The sequence below is a fragment of the Membranihabitans marinus genome, from assembly GCF_021729155.1.
In the GTDB taxonomy this organism is placed as follows: Bacteria; Bacteroidota; Bacteroidia; order Chitinophagales; family Saprospiraceae; genus Membranihabitans; species Membranihabitans marinus.
Window position 1 is genome coordinate 1 of record NZ_JAJQYA010000013.1, and the last position, 23,405, is coordinate 23,405.

The window sequence follows — 23,405 nt, forward strand, 5'->3', positions numbered from 1 at the left end:
TTCTATCATAGAATACTCAGTCATACCCAGACATCTTTATAAATAAGTCCTGAAAGGACGTAGTCTAATAGCCGTGGTTTGAAAAACCACGGTATTGGCATCAAACAATGTTGATTTGGCGGGATTTTTGCCAAGTTGAAATAAATTATTTTTAGATCTACAGATAATATTACCATGTCATTCACAATATCTATTTGCAAAAATCATGACAAATCCATGTAAATACATCAGTGATTCAGATCAAAGCCATAGATTATCTGATGACGAATTACGTTTCAGTCACGCCAGAGCGCAATGAGAATTTGCTGTCGAATTTTATGTATTCTTGTCGCAGTGCAGTGGCTGGCCACCCATCCGGAGCGCAGTGGCTCCGGTTCCCTCATCCGATGGACATTTAGTCCATCGGGTTGCTCTATTGAGCAACTTCATTCGGTCATCCTCATCAAAGGTCGATTTACGACTTTTCCTCACCCACCCACAGCATGGTAGCTGTGGTTATCTCACCATTGACCGATTTACGGTCAATGATACTACGTATTATGTTCGATAATGTACTGCATTCGGTCATGAATGCATTTGGTAAAAGTCTGTCCAACCTTTGTTGACTGAATTGGTATTATATTTTGAAAAATAGTACATACTAATCCTCATTACCCTGTCTCCATAGATTTAGATTAAAGGCAATGTTTTGATAGCGTCTCTCAAAGAAAATTTCTGTACAAGGGGAATATTTTAGTTAATAGATTTTATTCATTTCACAAAGAATATGGTGTGGTAAATGAAAATTGAAATTTCTTAGTTTATTGTCTATGATTTTAATTTAGTTTAAGTTAAAATTTTGCTATTTGTTGCACTATGTTTGTGTTAAATTCTATAAAAAGTATTTTTGTAAAATATTCCATAATAATGCATATATGTTATTTAAGGTCCTGAATATGGCTATCTTAATGTAATTCTTCTTAAGTTGTCCATGAATTGGTCTGTATTATTGAAATTTTTATCGAGGTGTTATATTCTATATATAGAAAACTACGAATATTTAAAAGTGGTATTATTCTGTAAGTCTCACCTTCGTTGTAAAATAAGTTATAATATTTTGCATGAATAAAATTCATTATTGTTTTAATCATTGCGTAATTATCTTGTATAAAATGCTGTGAATCAATCTATAAAATAGGGGTGTTTTGTGGTTTTAGCCTGCTATTATTAATTTATTATTAATATTTTGTGTTGTTTTAAGTTTAATCAATTGTAATTTTAATGTTAATATCTTTGTCAATAGAAAAATAGTATAAGTTTTTTAAATGAAAGTACATTGTACTTCAGGTTTTGCTATATATTTTTGAGATGTGATTTAATTTAAAATTTTAAAACCTCTCAAATGGAAAATAAAATGACTTTCCGCTTAAAGCAGAAATGGTTCTTATTTCTACTTCTTACAATGTTTACATCGGGTTTTGCCTTTGGACAAGCTTCGTCTACCCTTACCGGTACGGTGGTAGGTGAAGATGGTCTTGGTTTAATAGGTGTTAATGTATTAGTAGAAGGAAGTAACAACGGTACCTCAACTGATTTTGATGGTAATTTTACGTTGAACGATGTGAATTTGACTTCTGACAAAATAATGTTTAGCTACATTGGTTACAAGTCTCTAGTCGTAAGTTTATCTGGTCAATCAACAATTACCGTTACTTTAGAATCTGATTCTGAAATATTGGATGAATTAGTGGTTGTAGGATATGGATCTCAATCTAGAGAAGTATTGACTACTTCGGTTAGTAAGATGGACACAAAAGTGTTGGAGAATGTTTCATTTTCCAATCCTACTTCAGCATTACAAGGATCGATAGCCGGTCTTAGAGTTCAGAGTACATCTGGTCAACCAGGTGCTCAGGCCCGAGTAGTATTACGGGGTGGAACTTCGATCAACAACCCGGACGGATCCAATCCTCTATATGTAATTGACGGTGTTGTTCGAAGCAATATGGATTATATCAATCCAAGAGATATAGAGTCTATCCAAGTATTAAAAGATGCTGCATCTACCTCAATATACGGATCTAGAGCTTCCAATGGTGTAATCATCGTAGAGACCAAGTCTGGAAAGGCGGGTCAAACCCAAATCAATTATAGTTATAATTTGATATCCTCTGATGTAGGTCAGTTGTATGAATTGGCCAGTGCCAAGGACTTTATATATTTTATGAGACTGGGTATAGCAGCCAGTGGTGAAAAGTCCCCTGGTGTACTATCATTCTTAACTCAGGCGAATGCAGGAGGAACGGGAAATGATTTGACTAATAATACTGCATTTACTACAATGTACCTGACTCCAGAAAACAGTTACTTATTGGATGAGCCTGCAGATCAATGGGGAGCCATTTGGGAAACCATTCCCGATCCATTAGATCCGACTAAGGATTTGATATTTAAGGGTACAGACTTTCAAAAGACGGTTTTTAGACGGTCTTATTCACATGATCACAATCTTTCTATTTCTGGAGGAAGTGAAAAAGCTACCTTTAATATGGGCTTAGGATATTTGTCCAATGAAGGGATTGCGATTAATACTGATTATACTAGATTGACTATGAACTTGAACGGTGAGATTCAAGCTACGGATAAGCTCAATTTCTTTGGTCGTCTTACCTATGCTAAAGTGACGGATTCTCAAGTACCCAATGTAGGAACGGTATTTAAAAATAATATTAACACGGCTCAAACTTCAAAGTATGCATTTGAAGATGGTTCTTTGGCGCCAGGTCGATTGTTTACCAATGGTAACCCAGCTTATTATATCAGTAGATACGATGCTAGTAATCAGAGAAACAATTATATGATGGTGGCTGGAGCTAGTTTAGAAATTTTGCCAGGCTTAATGTTTAAACCTCAGTATTCCATTGTAAATGATGATTATTATTCGAGAAGTTTTTTGAACTCTTATCTCAATGGACCTACTGTACTTAACTCTACTAGACAGGCCACTGCTTCTCAAAGTACTATAGTAGAACAACAAGCTGATGCGGTATTCAGATATGTCAAATCTTTGAATAATGTTCATAACCTAGAGACTACTGCAGGATTTTCAATGAATAAATCCAATCCAAGATCTTTGACTTCAGTGGGTAGAGACGCTGCGACCGATCTTATACCGACTGTAAATGCATCGGCCACTCCATGGAGTGTCAATGGGGCTGAATCAGAGTTGTTATTGTATGGATATTTTGGTAGAATCAATTATAATTTTGATGAAAAATACTTAGTAACACTTAATGCGAGATATGATGGTGCTTCTAATTTAGGAGACAATTACAAATGGGGATTCTTCCCAGGTATGTCATTTGGATGGAATCTTCACAAAGAAGATTTTTGGAAGGCCATACCAGAAGATTTACTTCGAGTTAAATTGCGTGCCAGTTATGGTGTCAATGGAAATATCAGTGGTTTAGGTGCATACCAAGCTCAAGGATCATATTCTGTTGGAGACCGTTATTTTGGAAATGCTGCTATTTACAATTCCTCATTAGCGAATGCAGAGTTGAAATGGGAGAGATCTAAGAGTTTCAACTTTGGTATGGATGTAGGATTGTTTAACCAACGAGTGGCGGCAGTATTGGATGTATATCAGAGGGTAACTGATAACTTGTTGACCAACCTTGCTTTGCCTAGATCTACTGGATTTACCAGTGTGCTTACCAACTTAGGTAGTTTGGAAAATAAAGGGGTTGAATTTGAAATAAGTGCTAATTTATTGCCTGTTCAGTCAGAATTCCAATGGAACCTCGGTGTGAATGCAGGTTTTGTGAAAATGAAAATACTTGAATTGCCTGACAATGGTATTGAGAACAACAGAATTGGAGGTATCAATATCTGGGATGAATCTTTGGGCGAATATGTGTGGAAAGGTGGTTTGCAAGAAGGAGGAACCATCGGAGATTTGTTTGGTTACAGACAATTGGGCATTTTCTCTACTGATGAAGAGGCAGCTGCTGGACCTGTAGATATGTTGGTAGTTGGAGCAGATAAAACAAAACACGGAGGTGATGTAGATTGGTATGATACTGATGGTAATGGCATCATCGATGAGAGAGATAGATTGTATATGGGTAATATATATCCAGATTGGACAGGAGGGGTGACGAATTCCTTTGCTTACAAAGACTTTAGTTTAATTGTTAGAACGGATTTCACTTTGGGTCATATGATTTACAACGAGACCAAAGCGCGAGTATTGGGTAATTTTTCTGGTCAAAATGCAATTTCTGAAGCGGTGACAAGATCATGGCAAAATCAAGGAGATGTCACTGATATCCCTAGATATTACTGGGCAGATCAAAATCAAAAACAAAACTTGAGAAGGGGTAATTCCGAATATTATGAGTCTGGAGATTTCTTGTGTTTACGTGAAATAACCTTGGCTTATAGTATGCCTAATAACATTTTAGAAAAATTGAGATTGGGTAATGTAAGGTTCAATCTTACTGCAAATAACCTATATTATTTCACCAAATTTACTGGGTTGAACCCGGAAGAAGGTGGTACGGACAACGGAAGATATCCAGTGCCGAAAAACATCATGTTTGGTGTTCAAATTTCTCCTTCTTTCTAAATCCTTTTTATTTCAAATAATCTAATTATGAAAAATATAGTTACTAAATATTATCTATTCTTATTTGTACTTCTCGGTTTTAGTAGTTGTACAGAAGATCTTACCCTATCTCCTATAAGTGAGATTACGAATGCTTCTTTTTGGACATCTAAAGAGGAAGCTGAAGGTGCACTAAATGGAATATATGTTCGTTTGAGAACCCAGGCTGCCAGTAATTTGTTTGCTTTGGGTGAGGCGAGAAGTGAAGTATGGACGCAAAATTTTGGTTTTGACCCTTCTGCCAACTTTTATGTTTTTACCAATGATTTAAGCAGTACCAATGCCGGTCCAGATTGGACAACTTTTTATTCGGTGATCCACGATGCCAATTTGATTTTGAAATATGTACCTGAAATCGATTTTGTTGATGAGGGAGAGAAAAATCAAATTTTAGCTGAAGCTCATGCTATGCGTGCTTTTGTGTATTTCATTATGACTAAGACATGGGGAGATTTAATTTTGGTTACGGAACCAACTGAAGATTTCGCACCAGAATCTATTTATAAAGAGCGTACATCTCAATCGTTAATCTTTGATTTTATTAAAAAGGACATCGATGATGCAATTGCGCTATTTCCCAACAGTGATTTTATGCCGGGTAGAAATAAGTGGAGTAAGCCGGCTGCACAGACTTTAAAGGCCGATGTATATTTGTGGACGGCTAAAAGATTGAATGGAGGAAGTAGTGATTTCAATGAAGCACTATCAGCTCTTGAGGAGGTGGAATTGAGTCAAGTAGCGTTGTTGGATAATTATTCTGATGTATTTGCTTTTGAAGCCAAAGGCAACGATGAAATCATAATGTCTATTCGATTTGAGGAAGGAGAGTCTTCAGCTCGAACAATTTATGGAGGAATTACTGGGATTATTGCACCAGTATTCCCTTATACAGATGCCGAAACTATAGCTAAGGTTTCTCCTTTTGAAGGCCGGTCATCATTTTGGCAAGTGAGTAGAGATGTCGCTGCTCAATTTGATACTGCTGATAGTCGTAAAGAAGGAAACTTCTACGAAGTATTCGAGACTAGAGATGGTGTTACTAGTTTTATGTACAATACTGATCTCAAATGGCCAGGTGTGATTACTGGTGGAGTAAGGGTGATGTACGATGATTATATATTATACCGCTATGCAGATGTTGTATTGATGAAGGCAGAAGCCAAAAATGCCTTGGGACAAGATCCATCTGAAGAAATAAATATCATTAGAAAAAGAGCATTTGGTGATCAATATCCAGGTCATGAATACACTTCTAGTACACAAGAAGAAAATGACGAGGTGATACTTCAAGAGCGATTATTTGAATTTTTGCACGAAGGTAAAAGATGGTGGGATTTAGTGAGGTTTGATAAGGCCTTTGAAAAAGTACCTTCCTTGCAAGGAAGAGGAGAGCACTTGTTGTTGTTCCCTATCAATGATAATATCCTTTCATTGGAACCGTTGGTGGAACAAAATCCAGGATATTAGTAGCGTTGTAAATGTTAATTGATTAGTTAATTCATTGGTCACATCGCAATTGATGTGACCAATGTTTTTAGGATGACTTTTCAATTGAGTCGGTTGTTAAAAAACCTTATGACGTACACTATTTCTGTGTGATAAATACAAATACAGGGTGGATTGTGTGTAGAATTTTTTAATAATAAATAGTTTAAAAATATATGAAAATAGGATTTTTGTTTCTCGGATTTATTACGTTATTTTCTTTTGTTCATCTTCCTTTAAATGATGACATCATAGTGTTAAATAATACCAGAGAATTGTTTGTGGATGATTATTTAATCGATGAAAAACACAAGGTTGATCACCATTTATGTGATCCAATTCCATCTGAGGGTGGATTGAAATTTGATAAGCCTTGGGAAGGAGTGTTTGTAACTTATGTGTCGGTGATTGATAACGGTCAAAAGTTTCAAATGTATTATCGCGGTAAGGGTATGGTAGAGGGTGAGTCTACTGAAGTCACTTGTTATGCCGAAAGCAATGATGGGATAAATTGGGAAAAACCCAATTTGGGCATTCATATGGTTGAAGGTACTACAAAGAACAATGTAGTTATGGTGAATGACGAACGCCTGTCCGCTCACAATTTTTCTGTTCACTATGATGACAGAGAAGGAATTCCTCAAGAGGAAAAATATAAAGCAGTAGGAGGAGCCAATCACAACAATGGTTCTAGAATAGGATTGACTCGATACGTTTCCCCAGATGGTATCCATTGGACAATGTACAAAGACAGTAGTGATTTGTTTCCAGATTATGCTTTGGATTCACACAATGTGCTGACTTATCTTCCCGCTGAAGATTGTTTTGCTATTTATTTACGGACATGGACTGGTGCCAAACCTGGATTGCCTTATCCGCCCAATGGGATCAGAACCATTGCTCGTTCTACATCCAAAGATTTTGTGAATTGGACGACTCCTGAGCTAATGGAATTTGGTGATACTAAAATAGAACATTTATATACCAATGCTACACAGCCCTATTTTAGAGCTCCACAAATCTTGGTGTCCATGCCATTTAGATTTTCGCCAAAAGAGAAGTTGTTGACCGATAAGCAATTGATATATAACGGAACGGATGAATCTCAATGGCAAGGAATATCTGATGCAATTTTTATGACGTCTAGAGGGGGAAATCAATATACTAGAAAATTCCTCGAGTCTTTTGTCCGACCAGGTGCCAGCCTTCAAAATTGGAGTGCTAGAAGTAATATTCCCGCTTTGGGTGTTATTCCAACGGCTTCTAATGAGATGTCTATGTTTGTGACCAGATACTATGGTTCTAAAGATGTAGCTTTGGAAAGACTGAGATTGAGGACAGACGGTTTTGCCTCGATAAAGGCCTATTTTGATCCTGGTTATATGGTTACCAAGCCATTAAAACTGGAGGGCACTACTTTGAATATCAATTTTGAAACCTCAACTGTAGGATATGTAAAGGTGGTAGTGTTGGATGAAAATGGGAAAGAGATTTCTGGTTTTGGAGCTGATGACGCAGTTATATTAAGAGGTGACAAGATCGATGGAGAAGTTACATGGGCATCAGGTAAGACATTGGCCGATCTAAAAAACAAAACGGTTAGATTGAAATTTTTAATGAAGGATGCAGATATGTATTCAATCGCAGTACAATAGATTTCGTATAAGCTTCACTTGTCGAAGTTTTATATTTATACTCCGCGGAATAACGTATTTGGTATTTTAAAATGGTCTTTTATTAATAATTGCAAATATCATAATAGATATTTGTAAAATAGTATGTCATTATTAATCAATAGTAGTAGGTGGTGTACTGGGTTAAATTTATTTTTGAGAGGAAGGTTGATGATGAGAGTTTAAAAGGAACTTTTATTTAAACTAGGATTTATCTTTAAAATTTAACGCTTAACCAGATAGTGCATACAATTATATGAAATATTCATATGCCACAACGAGAGATAGTCAGATCACAGTAAGCTTTGGTTTGCAAGATTTTATTCCGCAGGAAATATTCGACATTCATGTTCATCCATATAAAGCCATTCATTTTCCCGAAAATGAATGGCCTTTTTTAAAGGGCATCGATGAATTGGGCTGCCAACAACATCGCTTAGCTCTTCAGCAATATATGCCTTCTAAGACCATCCACGGATTGTATTTTGGTCTTCCGCGCAAATCGGCGCAACGTCAGGTAATGAATTCCTGGGTAGCAAATGAGGTGAGTCAAAACGGTAGCGATCTGAGTCGAAGCCTAATGGTGGTTTCGGCGAATGATGATATCTCAGAAGTAGCTTTAGCATTGCAGAAACCTATTTGGGTCGGTGTTAAAGTATACCATTGTTACGCTGATCGGCCGGATACCATGAATGCCTCCATCACAGAATATGCGCCAGAATGGATGTGGGAATTGTTAAATGACATGTCCGGGGTCATGATGCTCCATATTGTTAAAGATCAGGGTATTGAAGATTCAGATAATCAACAGGAGATCAGAAGATTGTGTAAGACCTATCCCAAGGTGAAATTGATATTGGCCCATGTGGCAAGGAGCTTTAATTATAGAACAGCTCGCAGGGGATTAAGCTTTTTATCCGATATTGAAAATGTAGTAGTAGATACATCAGCTATATGTGAGGTCGAAACTTATCGAGCGGCTTTAAAATCCCTAGGTCCTAGACGTATATTGTGGGGATCTGATTATGCTGTGAGTGAAATGCGGGGCAGATGCGTAACCATAGGGAATCAATTTTTTTGGTTGCATCCAGAATTAATTCAACCCGACTATCAATCTCCAACTGGGCACGAGTTTACCCTTGTAGGTATAGAATCATTAATATGCCTTCGCGAGGCAGCGGAAGATTTTGGATTAACCGGTGACGATGTACAGGATATTTTCTTGAATAATGCTTTGCGTCTTTTGCAACCCCACCTTTCGGTGGAAGATGAAAAAACTGACGTTAGCGGTCCAGATCAATGGTTGCGAGCCCGAGAAGTAATATGTGGTGGAACAGCGCTATTGTCCAAAAGGGCGGAAATGTATGAGGCCAATTCATGGCCAGCTTATTATAACCGATCTTCAGGTTGTGAAGTATGGGATCTTAACGATGTCAAATATATAGATTTTGTGGGAGGAGTGGGTACGACAATGTTGGGATATGCCGACAAAGAGGTCAATGCTGCAGTTCACCGACGTATGGCAATGGGATCTTATAGCTCCTTGGTCAACCCTCAAGAAATAACATTGGCAGAAAAATTATTGTCCCTGCATCCTTGGGCGGGTAAAGTTCGATATGCTCGAACAGGAGGGGAAGCCATGGCAGTAGCTGTGCGTTGTGCAAGGACGGCTACTGGTAAAAGTGGAATTGCCTTTTGTGGCTATCACGGATGGCACGATTGGTATTTGGCGGCCAACCTCGGTCAATCTTCTGCTCTCGACGGTCATTTAATTCCAGGATTACAACCCCAAGGTGTGCCTAGAGAACTGGCTGGAACATCACTGCCCTTTACCTATAACGATATATCTTCTTTCGATCGAGCCATAGAACAATTGGGACATAATTTTGCTGCTGTAGTCATGGAGCCAATGCGATCACAGTATCCTCATCCCGAGTTTATAGCTCACATAACACAAAAATGTAAAGAATTAAATGTCATTCTTGTAGTAGATGAGATAACCAGCGGATTGAGATACGGATACCCTGGGGCCCATCCCTCCATAGATTTACAGCCAGATATAGTAGTATATGCTAAAGCTATGAGTAATGGTTATCCATTTGGTGTAGTCATTGGAAAGCAGGAAATTATGGAAGCTTCCGAGGCCAGTTTTATTTCTTCTAGCTATTGGACCGATGGGATTGGGACTGCGGCAGCCTTGGCCGTATTGAAGAAAATGGAGGCAGAAAAAGTTCAAGAAACCGTCTGGCAAAAAGGTAAAGACCTAATGAATAGATTACAAGAATTGGCAGATCGATATCCAGGATGTAAAATTAAAGTGTTTGGAATGCCTGCCACTCCGAATATTGGCTTTGATTGTGGAGAAAACAGCCAGTTGTGTAAGAGTTTTTACATTGGGAAAATGTTGGAAAAAGGTTTTTTGGTATCCACTTTCTTTTATTTAATGCAGGCCCATAAAGCCAAACATATTGATTCGTTGTTAAAGGCTCTCGATGATGTATTTTCTGAATTGGAAGATATGATTATGACGGGAGAAATATTAAAAATAGAAACTTCAACTAAAAATCACGGTGGGTTCTCCCGCTTAACTTAAAACTAAAATATATTATGAAAAATAGCTTTTTACTTTTTATACAGTTGTGTTTTACTTTGTCCGTTTTTGGGCAAGGAAAGTTAGAAATCAATGATGATCGTCAGTTGTTTGTCGATGACTATATGGTCCAATCCATGGACAATGTATCTATGGTCATGCATCACCCAACCAGTGAAGGGCCTGTTCTATATTTCGATAAAGAGTGGGAGGGGAACTTTTCGGCATATTGTACGATAATTAAAGATGGACCGATTTTTAAGGCTTATTATAGAGGGGTTCGCGATGCAGGCAGTGACGGTAGAGATGGAGAAACCACCTGTATCGCAATATCTACCGATGGCATACATTGGACAAAACCAGAATTGGGTTTGTTTGATATAGACGGAAGCAAGGAAAATAATGTGATTTTGGCTCATGCAGCACCAATGAATCACAATTTTAGTCCATTCATCGACAAAAGCCCCAATTGCAAACCCGAAGAAAAGTACAAAGCTATTGGAGGGGTAAAGAAAAGTGGGTTAATGGCCTATACTTCACCAGATGGTATTCATTGGACGAAGATGCAGGCTGATCCTATATTCACAGATGGTATTTTCGATTCTCAGAATGTAGCTTTTTGGTCGGAATCAGAAGAGATGTATGTGATTTATTTCCGATCATGGACAGGGGATGGTTATTCTGGGTTTAGGAGTGTGAGTAGAACTACCTCAAAAGACTTTATCCATTGGACGAAACCCGAAAAAATGACTTTTGGAGATCGACCATATGATCATTTGTATACTCAACAGACCAGCCCATATTATAGAGCTCCTCAAATATACGTGGCTATCGGGGCTCGATTTATGCCCAATCGTCAGGTTTTGACCGATGAGCAAGCTGAAAAATTAAAGGTCAATCCCAAATACTTTAAGGATTGTTCCGATGCGATATTGATGACGAGTCGAGGAGGTAATAGCTATACTCGAACCTTTATGGAATCTTATATTAAGCCGGGTATCGGTTTGCAGAATTGGGTATCTCGATCCAATTATCCAGCCCTTAATGTGGTTCAAACTGGAGATACTGAGATGTCGGTTTATGTGAATGAAAATTATGCTCAGCCTACTGCTCATTTAAAGAGATATTCTATGCGTATCGATGGTTTTGCTTCTCTACAATCTGACTTTGAAGGGGGTAGTGTTGTATCCAAGCCTTTTACTTTTGATGGCAAAGAATTGGAGATTAATTATTCTACTTCGGCGGCTGGAAGTGTAATGATAGAAATACAAGACGAAAATGGACAGCCCATTCCCGGATTTACTATGGATGACTGTCAGGAGATCATAGGGAATGAAATATCGCGCATAGTAAGTTGGAAAAATAGTACTGATGTTAGTGGATTGGTGGGTAAAACCATACGATTACATATTGCATTGAAAGATGCCGATTTGTATGCATTGAAGTTTAATAAATAATGTAATCAATGGTTTGTTAATAAAGTTTTATACTTAAAATCAAAAGTTATGAATATTAGGGTAATTTTATTTTTGTCTGTTATTTTTTGGCTTCCTAATAAGGTATTTTCTCAATCAGTCCTGTCCATCCAAGACAATAGACAATTGTTTTTGGATGATTATATAATATCCAATCTAGATAATGTAACAGCTAAATTACATCATCCGGTGAATGAAGGCCCAGTATTGTATTTTGATAAAGAATGGGAAGGGAATTTTTCGGCCTACAGTAGTATAATAAAGGATGGTGGTCTATATAGGGCTTACTATAGGGGATTGAGAAATGCTGGTAAAGATGGTAGTTTGGAAGAGACCACTTGTATTGCACTATCAACTGACGGAATCCATTGGACAAAACCAGAGTTGGGTTTATTCGAAATAGACGGAAGCAAGGCCAATAATATCGTGTTGGCCAATGATGAATGGATTACCCATAATTTTAGCCCTTTTATTGATAAAAACCCCAATTGTCCAGCCAATGAGAGATTCAAGGCAATGGCAGGGCATACGAGAAAAGGTGGACTGTATATCTATGTGTCGGAAGATGGGTTTTCATGGAAGCGATATCATCCAGATCCCGTGATTACAGAAGGACCTTTCGATTCTCAGAATGTGGCGTTTTGGTCTGAATCTGAAAACCAATATGTGAGTTATTTTCGAACCTTGCGCGATGGTTTTAGATCTGTAAGTAGAGCTACTTCCAAGGATTTAATTCACTGGACAGATCCCGTAGAAATGGAGTTTGGCGATCGACCTTTGGAACATTTATATACACAGCAAACCAGTCCTTATTTTAGAGCTCCTCAAATATATGTAGCAATCGGGGCTCGATTTATGCCTAAGCGCCAAGTATTGACCGATGAGCAAGCCGAAAAATTCAATGTCAATCCCAAATATTTTAAGGATTGTTCCGATGCCATTATTATGACGACAAGGGGTGGGAATCAATATGATCGAACTTTTATGTCCTCTTTTATTAAGCCAGGAATTGGCTTGCAAAACTGGGTCTCCCGATCAAACTATCCTTCTTTAAACGTAGTCCAAACCAGTGATACCGAGATGTCGGTTTATGTCAATGAACATTATGCGCAACCCACATCCCATCTGAAAAGATATTCTATGCGGTTGGATGGTTTTGCATCCTTGGAAGCTGGATTTGAAGGAGGGACGGTTGTGACCAAGCCCTTTACCTTTGATGGCAAAGAATTGGAGATTAATTATTCTACCTCTGCGGCAGGAAGTGTAATGATAGAAATACAGGACGAAAATGGTAGTCCTATCTCTGGATTTGAAATGGAAGATTGTCAAGAGATTATAGGCAATGAAATATCGCGGATTGTTAGTTGGAAAAATAGCACCGATGTGAGTGCATTGGTTGGTAAAACTATACGGCTGAAAATTTCAATGAAGGATGCCGACTTGTATGCACTGAAGTTTAATAAATAGGTGAGGCAATCTGGCATTTTGATTTAGTACTAGATGTGAAAATTTGTATTTTTTAACAATAGAATAATAGAAAATGATTGCTGAATACGATATATCGGGCAAACTATTTTGGGTTATAGGTGGAGCAGGTTACTTAGGACAGGCTCTAGTAATGTATTTATTGGAGGGTGGAGCCAAGGTTTTATGTATTGACATTGGAGATCGAAGTCAAGAATTAAAGGCAAAGCTTTCGAATTCAGAAAATTATTTTGCTGCCAGTTTAGATGTCAATGAAAGTGGTGCAATAGCCAGCTTTGTTGACGATGAGGTGAAAAATTACGGAATCCCTGAAGGTATGGTCAATTTGACCTATGGAGCCACTGCCAAAACTATGGCAGATCTAACCAATGACGATTTGGCTAGGGTAAATCAAACCAATATATCTTCTACTTTTATCCTGTGCCGAGCGTTGAGTCAGTATATGATAAAGGTGGGTAAAGGCAGCATGGTGCTTTTCTCCAGTATGTATGGTGTGGTTGTCCCGGATCCCAAAATATATGAATCACCGATGTCAGTAAATCCTATTGAATATGGCATAGGAAAGGCAGGTATTGTGCAGATGACAAAATACTTAGCGGTTCAATGGGCAGAGAAGGGTATTAGGGTGAATTGTATCTCGCCAGGTCCGTTTCCCAATCCCAAGGTGGAAGAAGAATATCCAGAATTTGTCGATCGCTTGCGGGCAAAAGTACCGATGGCTAGAGTGGGGGAAGCACGAGAAGTGGCCAGTGTGGTTCATTTTTTATTGTCTGATGGATCGTCTTTTATTACGGGACAAAATTTATTGGTTGATGGAGGTTGGACACTTTGGTAGAAGGAGTTGAAATTACAATTACTATATTCAGATATATATTTTCTATAAACACTAGAGTAGATGAAAATATTTGAATGTACAGCTTAGACATCAAAAGATAATACTACATTTCTGTAATAAAGTAGTAGGGTAGCCATATATAGATGACTATATTTGGAAAACTACCAGTTGACTAAAATAAAATGTGGAGTTATTTTGTTTTTTTACCCATTTAATTTAATTGTTAATAGGTGTTCGTCAGATAGTTACAATTTTCTGATCTTGAATTTACTATATAAAATAACTGATCTATGAAGTTTAAATTTTTATTTTCCTTCCTTGCACTAAATATTGCTTTTTCGGCCTTTTCTCAAACATCTTCTGTTCACAAAATAAAGGATGTAATTATTTATGAGGATAATGATTTTCACTCTGCTTTTCCTTCGGTAATAAAAAAGGAAGATGGTGAAATCCTAGTTGCTTTTCGACGAGCACCAAATCGAGCGATTTTTTCCGAAGGTCATACCAACCATGTGGATCCCAACAGTTATTTGGTATATGTAAGATCTAGAGATAATGGTTTGTCCTGGAGTAAGGAGCCGAATCTATTGTATTCTCATCCCTATGGCGGGTCGCAAGATCCATGTATGTATCAATTAAAGGATGGTACCATACTTTGCACAAGTTATGGCTGGGCATTGTTGCGTGAGGATGGTTTGAAAAATATAAAGCAGCCCGCATTTATAGTCGATAAAAATTCAGTGTTTTTAGGAGGCTATATATTGAAATCTACCGATGGTGGAGATTCTTGGAAGGGCCCATATTATCCACCAACAGTACCACAGGAAATGAAATTGTCCGCTTTGGGAGATCCTTTACCTGCATATAATAGAGGGTCAATGTATGAAGGAAAAGACGGTAGATTGTTTTGGGTAGTAGCCGGAAGTGATGACGAGAATAATATCGGTAAAACCGCAAATTTTTTATTGATATCTGAAGATAAAGGTCATACATGGAAGTATTCTTGTGTGGTCGCTACCGATGACAAAGCTGTATTCAATGAGACTTCGATTTACGAAACGCCGAAAGGAGATTTAGTGGCCTTTTTGCGAACGGCTAAATTGGATGGAGAGGCATGTATTGCGAGATCAACTGATGGAGGAAAATCCTTCCAGCCTTGGAAGAAAATGGGTTTTAAAGGCCATCCCATGCAAGCTACACGATTGCCTGATAACAGAGTCCTCCTAGTCTATGGATACCGACATAAACCTTACGGAATTCGTGCGCGAATATTGAATGCGGAATGTACTGATTACGAAACAGCTGAAGAAATCATTATCAGAGCAGATGGTGGTAGTACTGATATTGGTTATCCTTGGTCGGTAGTATTGGATGAAAATACAGTGTTGGTAACATATTATTATAATCTTAACAATGGAACTCGCCATATAGCTGGTAGTATATTGGAAATCGATTAGTATCTTAGAATTTTTCATTATTGCCAACAAAATATTTCTCTTATGAACGATGGATTTAAGCGTAGACTATTTTTACAAAAATCACTTTTAGGGGGAGCATCATTATTGGTTCATCCAGTAATAAGTGCTTTACCTGACGGTAAAAATCTTGATTATAGCCTCGACCATATAAAACCTACAAAATTGTTCGATGGAGAGAAATGCTGGGTTCATCCCAGGGCAGGTATTGTTCCTAAATTGGGAGAAGGCAAAAATCCAAGGGTGGTAATGACTATGAATACCCTTGATCTCATTGGAAGCGATGTTTTCAAAGGTATGTATGGTATGCAGACCGATGACATGGGACAGAATTGGACAGAGGCTGAAAAAATTCCGGGATTGACACCTCGCTTTGAAGAAATTGATTCGGTTCAAAGACCTGTGGCGGCCAGTGATTTTTGGCCACAATATCACCGCAAATCAGGGGTGTTATTGGGTATTGGTCATACCGTGGTGTATACTCCAGAGTGGAAGGTTGTGATGCCACGACCTAGACAGACATCTTATTCTGTTTATGACGAATCAACAGGGGAATGGCGGGAATGGAAAAAATTGGCTATGCCCAATGAAGAGAAATTTGTAAACGCAGGTGCTGGATGTGCGCAAAGATACGACAACAAAGATGGTACTATATTTCTTCCTCTCTCTTTTTATCCTTCAGGTAAAAATTCCCATATTACTGTAGTGAAATGCGGTTTTGATGGAAGAGATTTAACCTATATCAGTCAAGGAAATGAATTGAATGTAGATGATGATACTAGAGGATTGCACGAAGCTTCAATGACGAGGTATAAGGGAAAGTATTATATGACGATTCGCAATGACAAAAAAGGCTTTATTACTTCCAGTGATGATGGCCTTCAATACCAGCCCATAAGGCCATGGACCTTTGACGATGGAAGTGATTTGGGCAGTTACAATACACAGCAACACTGGGTTACCCACAGCAAGGGTTTGTTCTTAGTCTACACGAGGAGAGGAGCCAATAACGATCACGTTTTTAGGCATCGTGCCCCGCTGTTTATGGCACGGGTAGATGAAGAAAAAATGTGTGTTATTCGTTCAACTGAGAGAATATTAGTGGAGGAGAAAGGGGCTAGATTGGGTAATTTTGGTGTATGTGATGTAAGTAAGGATGAAACTTGGGTCACGGTATCTGAGTGGATGCAGCCCAAGGGTGTTGAAAAATATGGAAGTGATGGCAGTGTGTGGATTGCTAAAATAAAATGGAATCAAGCCAATAGATATTTTAAGGCCTAGTAGTAGAAGTTATACCAAATGCATTTGGGTATAACTTCTAAATTATCCCAAGGCAAGAAGATTTTTGTCAGAATCACGGTATTTGAAAAATAGTACATCATTTCAAGAAAATAATAATACAATTTTTAGAATAGTTAGTGGATATTTGATTTTTGCCAAAATGTAACCCATTTTGAGTTATTCTATTACTTAGTCTTATTAAAACGAATAGATGATTACACTTAAACCCTACTTACGCTTAATAGCCATTCTGGCATGGTTGATAATCAGTTATTCTCCTTCATATTCACAGAGTAGTGAAAAACAGTATTCGCAGTATTTGTATAAAACCCTGGATGAAGCCCCATCTTTTTGGGTCAAGGTTCATGCGGCTGAGGCCTTATTGGACAATAATTTTTCCATTGACTTTGATGAATATTTTGGAGAGGTATTGAATACTGGTAGTTCGGAGAATATCGGAGCATTGAGAATTTTGTCGAAAATAAATCAGCGAGATAGTGGTAAACTCGTTGAGCTTGGCAATGAAATTTTGAAGATATTTCACGAGACAGAAAATCCACATACCAAGTTGGTTACTTTGGAATCCATGGGTAAATTAAATATGTATTTTGATGATGCAGAAATTTCTAGAATTGCATCCTCAGAAAAAGGTGGGATTCAAACTTTCGCCCAATGGGTCATGGCCAACGGACCAGACAGCAGTGAAATCGAAAAATTGGCCCAGCATTTATTTTCTACCGATACTTTACAGGTCAGATACGCTAGTTACGGATTGCGATTTTTAGATCGTCTTCCTCCATCTGTGTATGTTATGATGAAGGAAGCCTGGGAAAAGATGGATGAAGATCATCCATTTCGTATTTATTTGACCAGTGCACTATGGGTTCACTCTGGTCCTGAAGATGAGAGTATTATTTTAGCCTCATTAATGGATTATACCCAGGGGGAAAACTATGAAAAATACGAGGTTTTTCAATCTTTAGCACGCAAGGGCAATGAAACCATAATTCCACAGATAGAAACGAGTTTTTCTGATCCCGATGCCGATGTCAAAGTTTCAGTAGCTCAGGCTTATTTGGCGAATGAACATTATCTACAGAGCAAAGTCGGATGGTTGGATTGGGTAGTTTTGGTGGTATATGCTAGCTTTTTGTTGGGGATAGGATGGTTTTATTCCTATTATCAAAAGAGTAAAGAAGATTATTTTTTAGGGGGAGGAAATGTGCATCCCTTTATCTCTGGTATATCCATGTATGTATCGTTCTTTAGTGCTATTTCTTATCTGGCCGTTGCCGGAGAAGTCATTAAATATGGCCCATTAATGTCCATCATAGTACTGGTTAGCGCGCCTATTATCTTTTTGGTGGGCAGTTATTTTTTGATTCCATTTTTTATGAATCTAAAAATGATTTCAGCTTATGAAATTCTCGAAAAACCTTTGGGCAATCGGGTAAGAAAATTGGGTTCAGTAATCTTTCTAACTACGAGGATAGTTTGGATGGCCTTATTGATATTCTTGGCTTCCAAATCTATGGTTGTCATGATGGGATGGAATGAGGAAGTCATAATTTATATTACGGTATTGCTCGGTATTATTACCATAGTCTATACCACTATGGGTGGATTGAAGGCTGTATTGGTCACCGATGTTATTCAGTTTTTTATATTATTACTCGGTGCGGTTATGACGATAGGCATGGTCGCTTTTAAATTTGGTGGCGTTACTAATTTAATTCCCGATGCTTGGTCTGATAATTGGGAAACCATAGACTTCATTAGTTTTGACCCCTATGTTAGATTGACTATTTTCTTTGCCCTTATCAATACGATTACTTGGTGGGTGTGTACTACGGGATCGGACCAGATGGCTATTCAACGTTTTCTTTCAACCAAGGATTTAAAAGCCGCACGGCAGTCTTTTATGGTAACCCAATTGGGGCAAATGTCCATTGTCTTGGTATTGTTGTTTGTTGGTTTTTCAGTGTTAAAATTTTATGATGCCAGTCCCAATCTTTTGCCTAAAGGGAAGGATATGGTAGCTGATGCCGATTTTTTATTCCCTCATTTCATTGCCAGTCAATTTCCAATGGGTATGTCGGGTTTAGTCATTGCTGCATTGTTTTCTGCATCAATGTCGAGTTTATCCTCTGGTATTAACTCCACCAGTTCGGTGTTGTCTACAGATTTGTTGCCCCTGTTATTGAAAAATACCGAGGACACGAATGATTTAAAATATATTAGGATTAGCAGTGGGTTTATTGGTGTGTTGGTTGTGTTGCTCAGTTTGGTAATACCCTATGTGCCGGGTAATATTATAGAGGTGACGGCAAAAACCAACGGTTTGTTTATTGCCCCGCTATTTAATCTATTCTTTATGGCCCTCTTCATTAAAAATCCTCATCCTTTCGGTGTGGTTATGGGGTCATTGTATGGATTGTTGACTGCGTTTATCATTGCTTTCTGGGATGTTTTGACAGGGAATCCACCATTGTCTTTCTTGTGGATTGCTTTCTCTTCTCTCGTCGTAGCTGTAACTACTAGTGTCGTGTTGAGTCGATTGTTGAGTAACCTAGAAAAGAAGCATTATACGATATATGGTTTTATTTTTCTATTACCTTGGGTATTAATATTCTTTTATATTATTTAATTTATATAGATGAGAAGAAGTAAAGTTTTACAAAAATTAAGAGCTGGGCAACGTCCTAGCTGTACGAAAATAAATTTATTGGATGCCAGATCCTCTGAAATAGCAGGTATTACAGGTATGGATTGTGTATGGGTAGATCAAGAACACGTAGGTCATGACTGGTCGTCATTGGCGGCCAATATTTGGGCGAGCAAAGCCCATGATACCGACATTTTGGTCAGAGTGTCTAGAGGGGGATATAGTGACTATATCAAACCCTTAGAACTCGATGCTACCGGAATTATGGTGCCTCATGTGATGAGTGTTGCAGATGCCCAAAAAGTCATAAAAATGACGAGGTTCCATCCCTTGGGTCGCCGTGCCATGGATGGTGGAAATAATGATGCAGCCTATACCAATTTGGATTTTAATGAATACATAAAATTGGCCAATCGCGAGCGTTTTATTGTATTGCAAATCGAAGATCCCGAGCCCTTGGCAGAACTCGATGAGATTGCTGCTCTCGAGGGGTTTGATATGTTGTTTTTTGGTCCTGGAGACTTTAGTCAAGGCATAGGAGCACCTGGTGATTGGACGAATCCCCGAATTCAGGAAGCTCGAATCCAGGTGGCGGAAACCGCTCGGAAACACGGCAAGTTTGCCGGTACAGTAGGTAGCCCAGCCAATTTACAAGAATTGTATGGAATGGGGTATCAGTTTGTGAGCATGGGAGCCGACGTGGTTGGACTATCCAATTATTTTAAAGGTTTGATCAATGTGTTTAACGACAGTACCGAGGAAAAGGTCTCAAGTAGTTATTTAGAAAAACAATAGTATGAAGCAAAGATCATTGGGCAATACGGGAATTTCAGTTTCAGAAGTGGCCTTCGGTGCTGTGGAAATTGGGATGCAGTACGGAGATCATAAAATGCCAAGTGAAGCTGAAGCCAATCATTTATTAATGACGGCTTTGGATCGGGGGATTAATTTTTTTGATACGGCTCGCATGTATGGAGAAAGTGAGTCGAGGATTGGGCGTGCATTTGAAAATTGTCGCCATGATGCTGTGATCGCTACGAAGTGTGTTCATTTATTGGATAAAAATGGCCATCTACCCGATGATGAAGATCTTATCAAAAAGAATATTCTCCAATCAATCGAACAGAGTTTAACAGAATTAAAGACGGATTATATTGATTTGTTTATGTTGCATCAAGCCAATAGTGAAATATTGGAAAACCAGACTATTGCAGAGACATTTACAGAACTTCGCCAATCCGGTAAGACACGAGCCATTGGCGTCTCTACCTATGGTGCAGAGGATACCAAACTATGTATAGACAAGGAAATATGGAATGCCATTCAAGTGCCTTTTAATCTATTGGATCAAAGTCATGGTCGTTATTTTGAAGAGGCCAAGGCTAAGGGAGTTGCGATATTGATTCGCTCGGTATTGTTTAGAGGTATGTTGGGAGGACATGAATTAAATTTGCATTCTGCATTGTCAGCTGTACAAGACCAAATCACTGGTTATAATAATTATTTAAGACCTGAATATCCAACTCTGCCAATGTTGGCTACCAAGTTTGCCCTGTCTTATGATGAAGTGGCATCCGTACTTATTGGAATTGATAAAATGAAGTTTTTAGAAGCTGCGATTGAAGTCGCAGATCAAAATTATTTGTCTATATCGATGCGTGAAGAAATGGAGAAATTGGCTTTTCCAGAACCCGCATTTTTAAATTTACATCAATGGGAAGTCAATGGTTGGATTTCCTAAAATAAAAATATTATGATAAAAATAGGAATGATAGGAATGAGTCCGGGGAATGCACATCCCTACTCATGGTCTGCCATTATCAACGGAAAATATAATGGGGAAGAAATTGCTAAGATCGGTTATCCCGCTGTGACCGATTATCTGGATGCCCATCGGGAAGAATTGGGTATAGAAGGAAGTCGAGTGACTCATGTTTGGTGTCAAGATCGTGCCATTTCGGAAAGCATTGCTGAGTCATCTGGTATTGATCATGTGGTAGATCGAATGGAGGATATGATTGGAGAGATCGATGCCCTTATACTGGGACGGGATGATCCTGAAAACCACTGGGCTATGGCCAAACCTTTTATAGATGCCGATATTCCGATTTTTATAGATAAACCATTGGCTTCCAGTGCCGAAGATTTGGCCTCTTTCCAAGCCGAAGTAGATGCGGGTAAGTGGATCATGTCTTGTTCATCGATGAGATATGGTGTAGAGACCGCTCAAGCTTTGAAAGAAATCGATGAGTTGGGCAAAATAGAGATGGTTGTAGCAGTAGGTAAGAAAGATTGGACCAAGTACGGTGTCCATATGTTGGAGGCTGTAGTGACTATTCTCGGTGATCCAACACCGGTATCGGTAGAATCCTTTGGCGAAGATCGCAAGAGTATAGTAAAAATTGTTTTTGACACAGGTGTGGTGGCTACTCTACACCTAGTCATGGATATTTCAGGGACTTTCCAAGTTTCCTTGTTTGGACAGAAGGATTTTAGACGGTACGAAATGAAGGACAGTTATTCAATGTTTCGCAATAATTTGGAAGTATTTGTTGACAGTTTGAAGGCAGGAAAGCCTTTATTGGAATTTGATAAAACCCATGCCATCGTTAAATCGATAATTGCTGGTATTGAAAGTCAAGAATCTGGACAAAAAATTGTTTTTTAAAAGTAATTATCATGCACGTATTAGAATTGTTTAGTTTAAAAGATAAAGTAGCCTTGGTAACCGGGGGTGCTGGTATTCTGGGTAAGTCATTAGTAGAAGCATTGGCCGAGGCTGGTGGTAAAGTAATCATGGCTTCCAGAAATATAGAAGTTTTAGAAGAGGAAAAAAGAAATTTTAAAGCTCAGGGCCTCGATATTGATATATTGGTATACGATCAAGGCAATCACGATTCCATTGTCAAATTGAAGGAAGACATACAGAATGTTTATGGTCGACTTGATATTTTTGTGAACAATGCAGTAGCCCGACCAATGAAGACGGTCGATGCCGATATTGCAGTAGTGGAACAATCAATGCGCATCAATGCCGTTGGCGTAATAGATATTATGAGAGAAATGTCTGAATTAATGGCCTTAAATGGGGGCGGAAGCATCATAAACATCAGTTCAATGATGGGGATGTTTGGTCCTGATTTATCCAATTACGATGGCACTGATATGGGGACTCCACCTCCAGATTATTTCTTTCACAAAGGAGGGATGATAAATTTGACAAAGTATTATGCTAAGGTTTTGGCTGGCAAAAATATTCGAGTGAATACTATTTCTCCAGGGGGAATATTCAACAATCAACCGGAAAGATTTTTAGAAAATTATACCAAAAAAGTTCCGTTGCGTCGCTTTGGCACCGGTCAAGATTTTAAAGGGGTAACGGTGTTGTTGGCCTCTCATGCTGGAGCTTATATCAATGGGGAGAATATCCTTATCGATGGAGGTTTATTAGCCTAATGAAACCAGGTCTTTAATCAATCATTTATCCTTTGTATAGATGTGAAATATAAAACAGCTATAGATTTATTGCGAAAAATCTATAGCTGTTTTTTTGTTTGTATAGTTCACTGTGCTGAGACTACTGTAATTTTTGGCAATTGCAAGGCCGCAATACTGCCTCAGTCATACATTGAACAACTTTATTCAATGCTCTCCTCAAGGTATTCCTTTGACATAATTTCCATTTTCTATTTTAGGTATTCTTTATAATCCATTTTCTATATATGACAAATTGATATCCCTATTTAAATGCGACCGACATTTAAATAGATTTTTATTTTTAATGTCAGCTGTA

General features: G+C 38.2%; 15 protein-coding genes. All 15 read left to right on the plus strand.

Translation table 11 applies throughout. The annotated features are described in order from the left end of the window. Positions 1 to 333 precede the first annotated feature (333 nt). The 15 genes from LVD51_RS09960 to LVD51_RS10030 all read left to right on the plus strand — a co-directional run bounded on the left by LVD51_RS09960 (position 334) and on the right by LVD51_RS10030 (position 23,068). Positions 334 to 489 carry a hypothetical protein gene (locus LVD51_RS09960; protein ID WP_236971082.1) on the plus strand — a complete coding sequence of 52 codons (156 nt, stop codon included), beginning with the start codon at positions 334 to 336 and terminating at the stop codon, positions 487 to 489. 892 nt (positions 490 to 1,381) lie between these two features. Then, on the plus strand, positions 1,382 to 4,609 hold the full coding sequence (locus LVD51_RS09965; RefSeq protein WP_236971083.1) for a SusC/RagA family TonB-linked outer membrane protein: 3,228 nt from the start codon (positions 1,382 to 1,384) through the stop codon (positions 4,607 to 4,609). 27 nt (positions 4,610 to 4,636) lie between these two features. Next, on the plus strand, positions 4,637 to 6,115 hold the full coding sequence (locus LVD51_RS09970; protein WP_236971084.1) for a RagB/SusD family nutrient uptake outer membrane protein: 1,479 nt from the start codon (positions 4,637 to 4,639) through the stop codon (positions 6,113 to 6,115). Between the two features lie 194 nt (positions 6,116 to 6,309). After that, a complete protein-coding gene (locus tag LVD51_RS09975) occupies positions 6,310 to 7,788 on the plus strand; it encodes a glycoside hydrolase family protein (RefSeq protein WP_236971085.1) in 1,479 nt (492 codons plus the stop codon). A 274-nt stretch (positions 7,789 to 8,062) separates the two neighbouring features. Next, entirely contained in the window at positions 8,063 to 10,399 is a 2,337-nt protein-coding gene (locus LVD51_RS09980) for an aminotransferase class III-fold pyridoxal phosphate-dependent enzyme (protein ID WP_236971086.1), read from the plus strand. Between the two features lie 14 nt (positions 10,400 to 10,413). Next, positions 10,414 to 11,853, plus strand: a complete 1,440-nt coding sequence (locus LVD51_RS09985) for a glycoside hydrolase family protein (RefSeq protein WP_236971087.1) — start codon at positions 10,414 to 10,416, stop codon at positions 11,851 to 11,853. Positions 11,854 to 11,901: 48 nt separating this feature from the next. Next, positions 11,902 to 13,338, plus strand: coding sequence for a hypothetical protein (locus LVD51_RS09990; RefSeq protein ID WP_236971088.1), 1,437 nt, complete (start codon positions 11,902 to 11,904; stop codon positions 13,336 to 13,338). 73 nt (positions 13,339 to 13,411) lie between these two features. Then, positions 13,412 to 14,191 carry an SDR family oxidoreductase gene (locus tag LVD51_RS09995; RefSeq protein WP_236971089.1) on the plus strand — a complete coding sequence of 260 codons (780 nt, stop codon included), beginning with the start codon at positions 13,412 to 13,414 and terminating at the stop codon, positions 14,189 to 14,191. Between the two features lie 290 nt (positions 14,192 to 14,481). After that, complete coding sequence (locus LVD51_RS10000) at positions 14,482 to 15,648, plus strand: sialidase family protein (RefSeq protein ID WP_236971090.1); 1,167 nt, start codon at positions 14,482 to 14,484, stop codon at positions 15,646 to 15,648. 42 nt (positions 15,649 to 15,690) lie between these two features. Then, a complete protein-coding gene (locus LVD51_RS10005; RefSeq protein ID WP_236971091.1) occupies positions 15,691 to 16,947 on the plus strand; it encodes a hypothetical protein in 1,257 nt (418 codons plus the stop codon). Between the two features lie 211 nt (positions 16,948 to 17,158). Beyond that, positions 17,159 to 19,594: a sodium:solute symporter family transporter gene (locus tag LVD51_RS10010; protein WP_236971092.1), complete on the plus strand. Its 2,436-nt coding sequence runs from the start codon at positions 17,159 to 17,161 to the stop codon at positions 19,592 to 19,594. A 9-nt stretch (positions 19,595 to 19,603) separates the two neighbouring features. Further along, a complete protein-coding gene (locus tag LVD51_RS10015) occupies positions 19,604 to 20,407 on the plus strand; it encodes an HpcH/HpaI aldolase family protein (protein WP_236971093.1) in 804 nt (267 codons plus the stop codon). 1 nt (position 20,408) lies between these two features. Next, complete coding sequence (locus tag LVD51_RS10020) at positions 20,409 to 21,353, plus strand: aldo/keto reductase (protein WP_236971094.1); 945 nt, start codon at positions 20,409 to 20,411, stop codon at positions 21,351 to 21,353. Positions 21,354 to 21,365: 12 nt separating this feature from the next. Then, complete coding sequence (locus LVD51_RS10025) at positions 21,366 to 22,280, plus strand: Gfo/Idh/MocA family oxidoreductase (RefSeq protein WP_236971095.1); 915 nt, start codon at positions 21,366 to 21,368, stop codon at positions 22,278 to 22,280. Positions 22,281 to 22,291: 11 nt separating this feature from the next. Continuing rightward, on the plus strand, positions 22,292 to 23,068 hold the full coding sequence (locus LVD51_RS10030) for an SDR family oxidoreductase (protein WP_236971096.1): 777 nt from the start codon (positions 22,292 to 22,294) through the stop codon (positions 23,066 to 23,068). Positions 23,069 to 23,405 lie beyond the last annotated feature (337 nt).

Bases quoted from the DNA above. Each gene is read 5' to 3' on its own strand.
- LVD51_RS09965 (WP_236971083.1), top strand. From the start codon at position 1,382: ATGGAAAATAAAATGACTTTCCGCTTAAAGCAGAAATGGTTCTTATTT.
- LVD51_RS09970 (WP_236971084.1), top strand. From the start codon at position 4,637: ATGAAAAATATAGTTACTAAATATTATCTATTCTTATTTGTACTTCTC.
- LVD51_RS09975 (WP_236971085.1), top strand. From the start codon at position 6,310: ATGAAAATAGGATTTTTGTTTCTCGGATTTATTACGTTATTTTCTTTT.
- LVD51_RS09980 (WP_236971086.1), top strand. From the start codon at position 8,063: ATGAAATATTCATATGCCACAACGAGAGATAGTCAGATCACAGTAAGC.
- LVD51_RS09985 (WP_236971087.1), top strand. From the start codon at position 10,414: ATGAAAAATAGCTTTTTACTTTTTATACAGTTGTGTTTTACTTTGTCC.
- LVD51_RS09990 (WP_236971088.1), top strand. From the start codon at position 11,902: ATGAATATTAGGGTAATTTTATTTTTGTCTGTTATTTTTTGGCTTCCT.
- LVD51_RS09995 (WP_236971089.1), top strand. From the start codon at position 13,412: ATGATTGCTGAATACGATATATCGGGCAAACTATTTTGGGTTATAGGT.
- LVD51_RS10000 (WP_236971090.1), top strand. From the start codon at position 14,482: ATGAAGTTTAAATTTTTATTTTCCTTCCTTGCACTAAATATTGCTTTT.
- LVD51_RS10005 (WP_236971091.1), top strand. From the start codon at position 15,691: ATGAACGATGGATTTAAGCGTAGACTATTTTTACAAAAATCACTTTTA.
- LVD51_RS10010 (WP_236971092.1), top strand. From the start codon at position 17,159: ATGATTACACTTAAACCCTACTTACGCTTAATAGCCATTCTGGCATGG.
- LVD51_RS10015 (WP_236971093.1), top strand. From the start codon at position 19,604: ATGAGAAGAAGTAAAGTTTTACAAAAATTAAGAGCTGGGCAACGTCCT.
- LVD51_RS10020 (WP_236971094.1), top strand. From the start codon at position 20,409: ATGAAGCAAAGATCATTGGGCAATACGGGAATTTCAGTTTCAGAAGTG.
- LVD51_RS10025 (WP_236971095.1), top strand. From the start codon at position 21,366: ATGATAAAAATAGGAATGATAGGAATGAGTCCGGGGAATGCACATCCC.
- LVD51_RS10030 (WP_236971096.1), top strand. From the start codon at position 22,292: ATGCACGTATTAGAATTGTTTAGTTTAAAAGATAAAGTAGCCTTGGTA.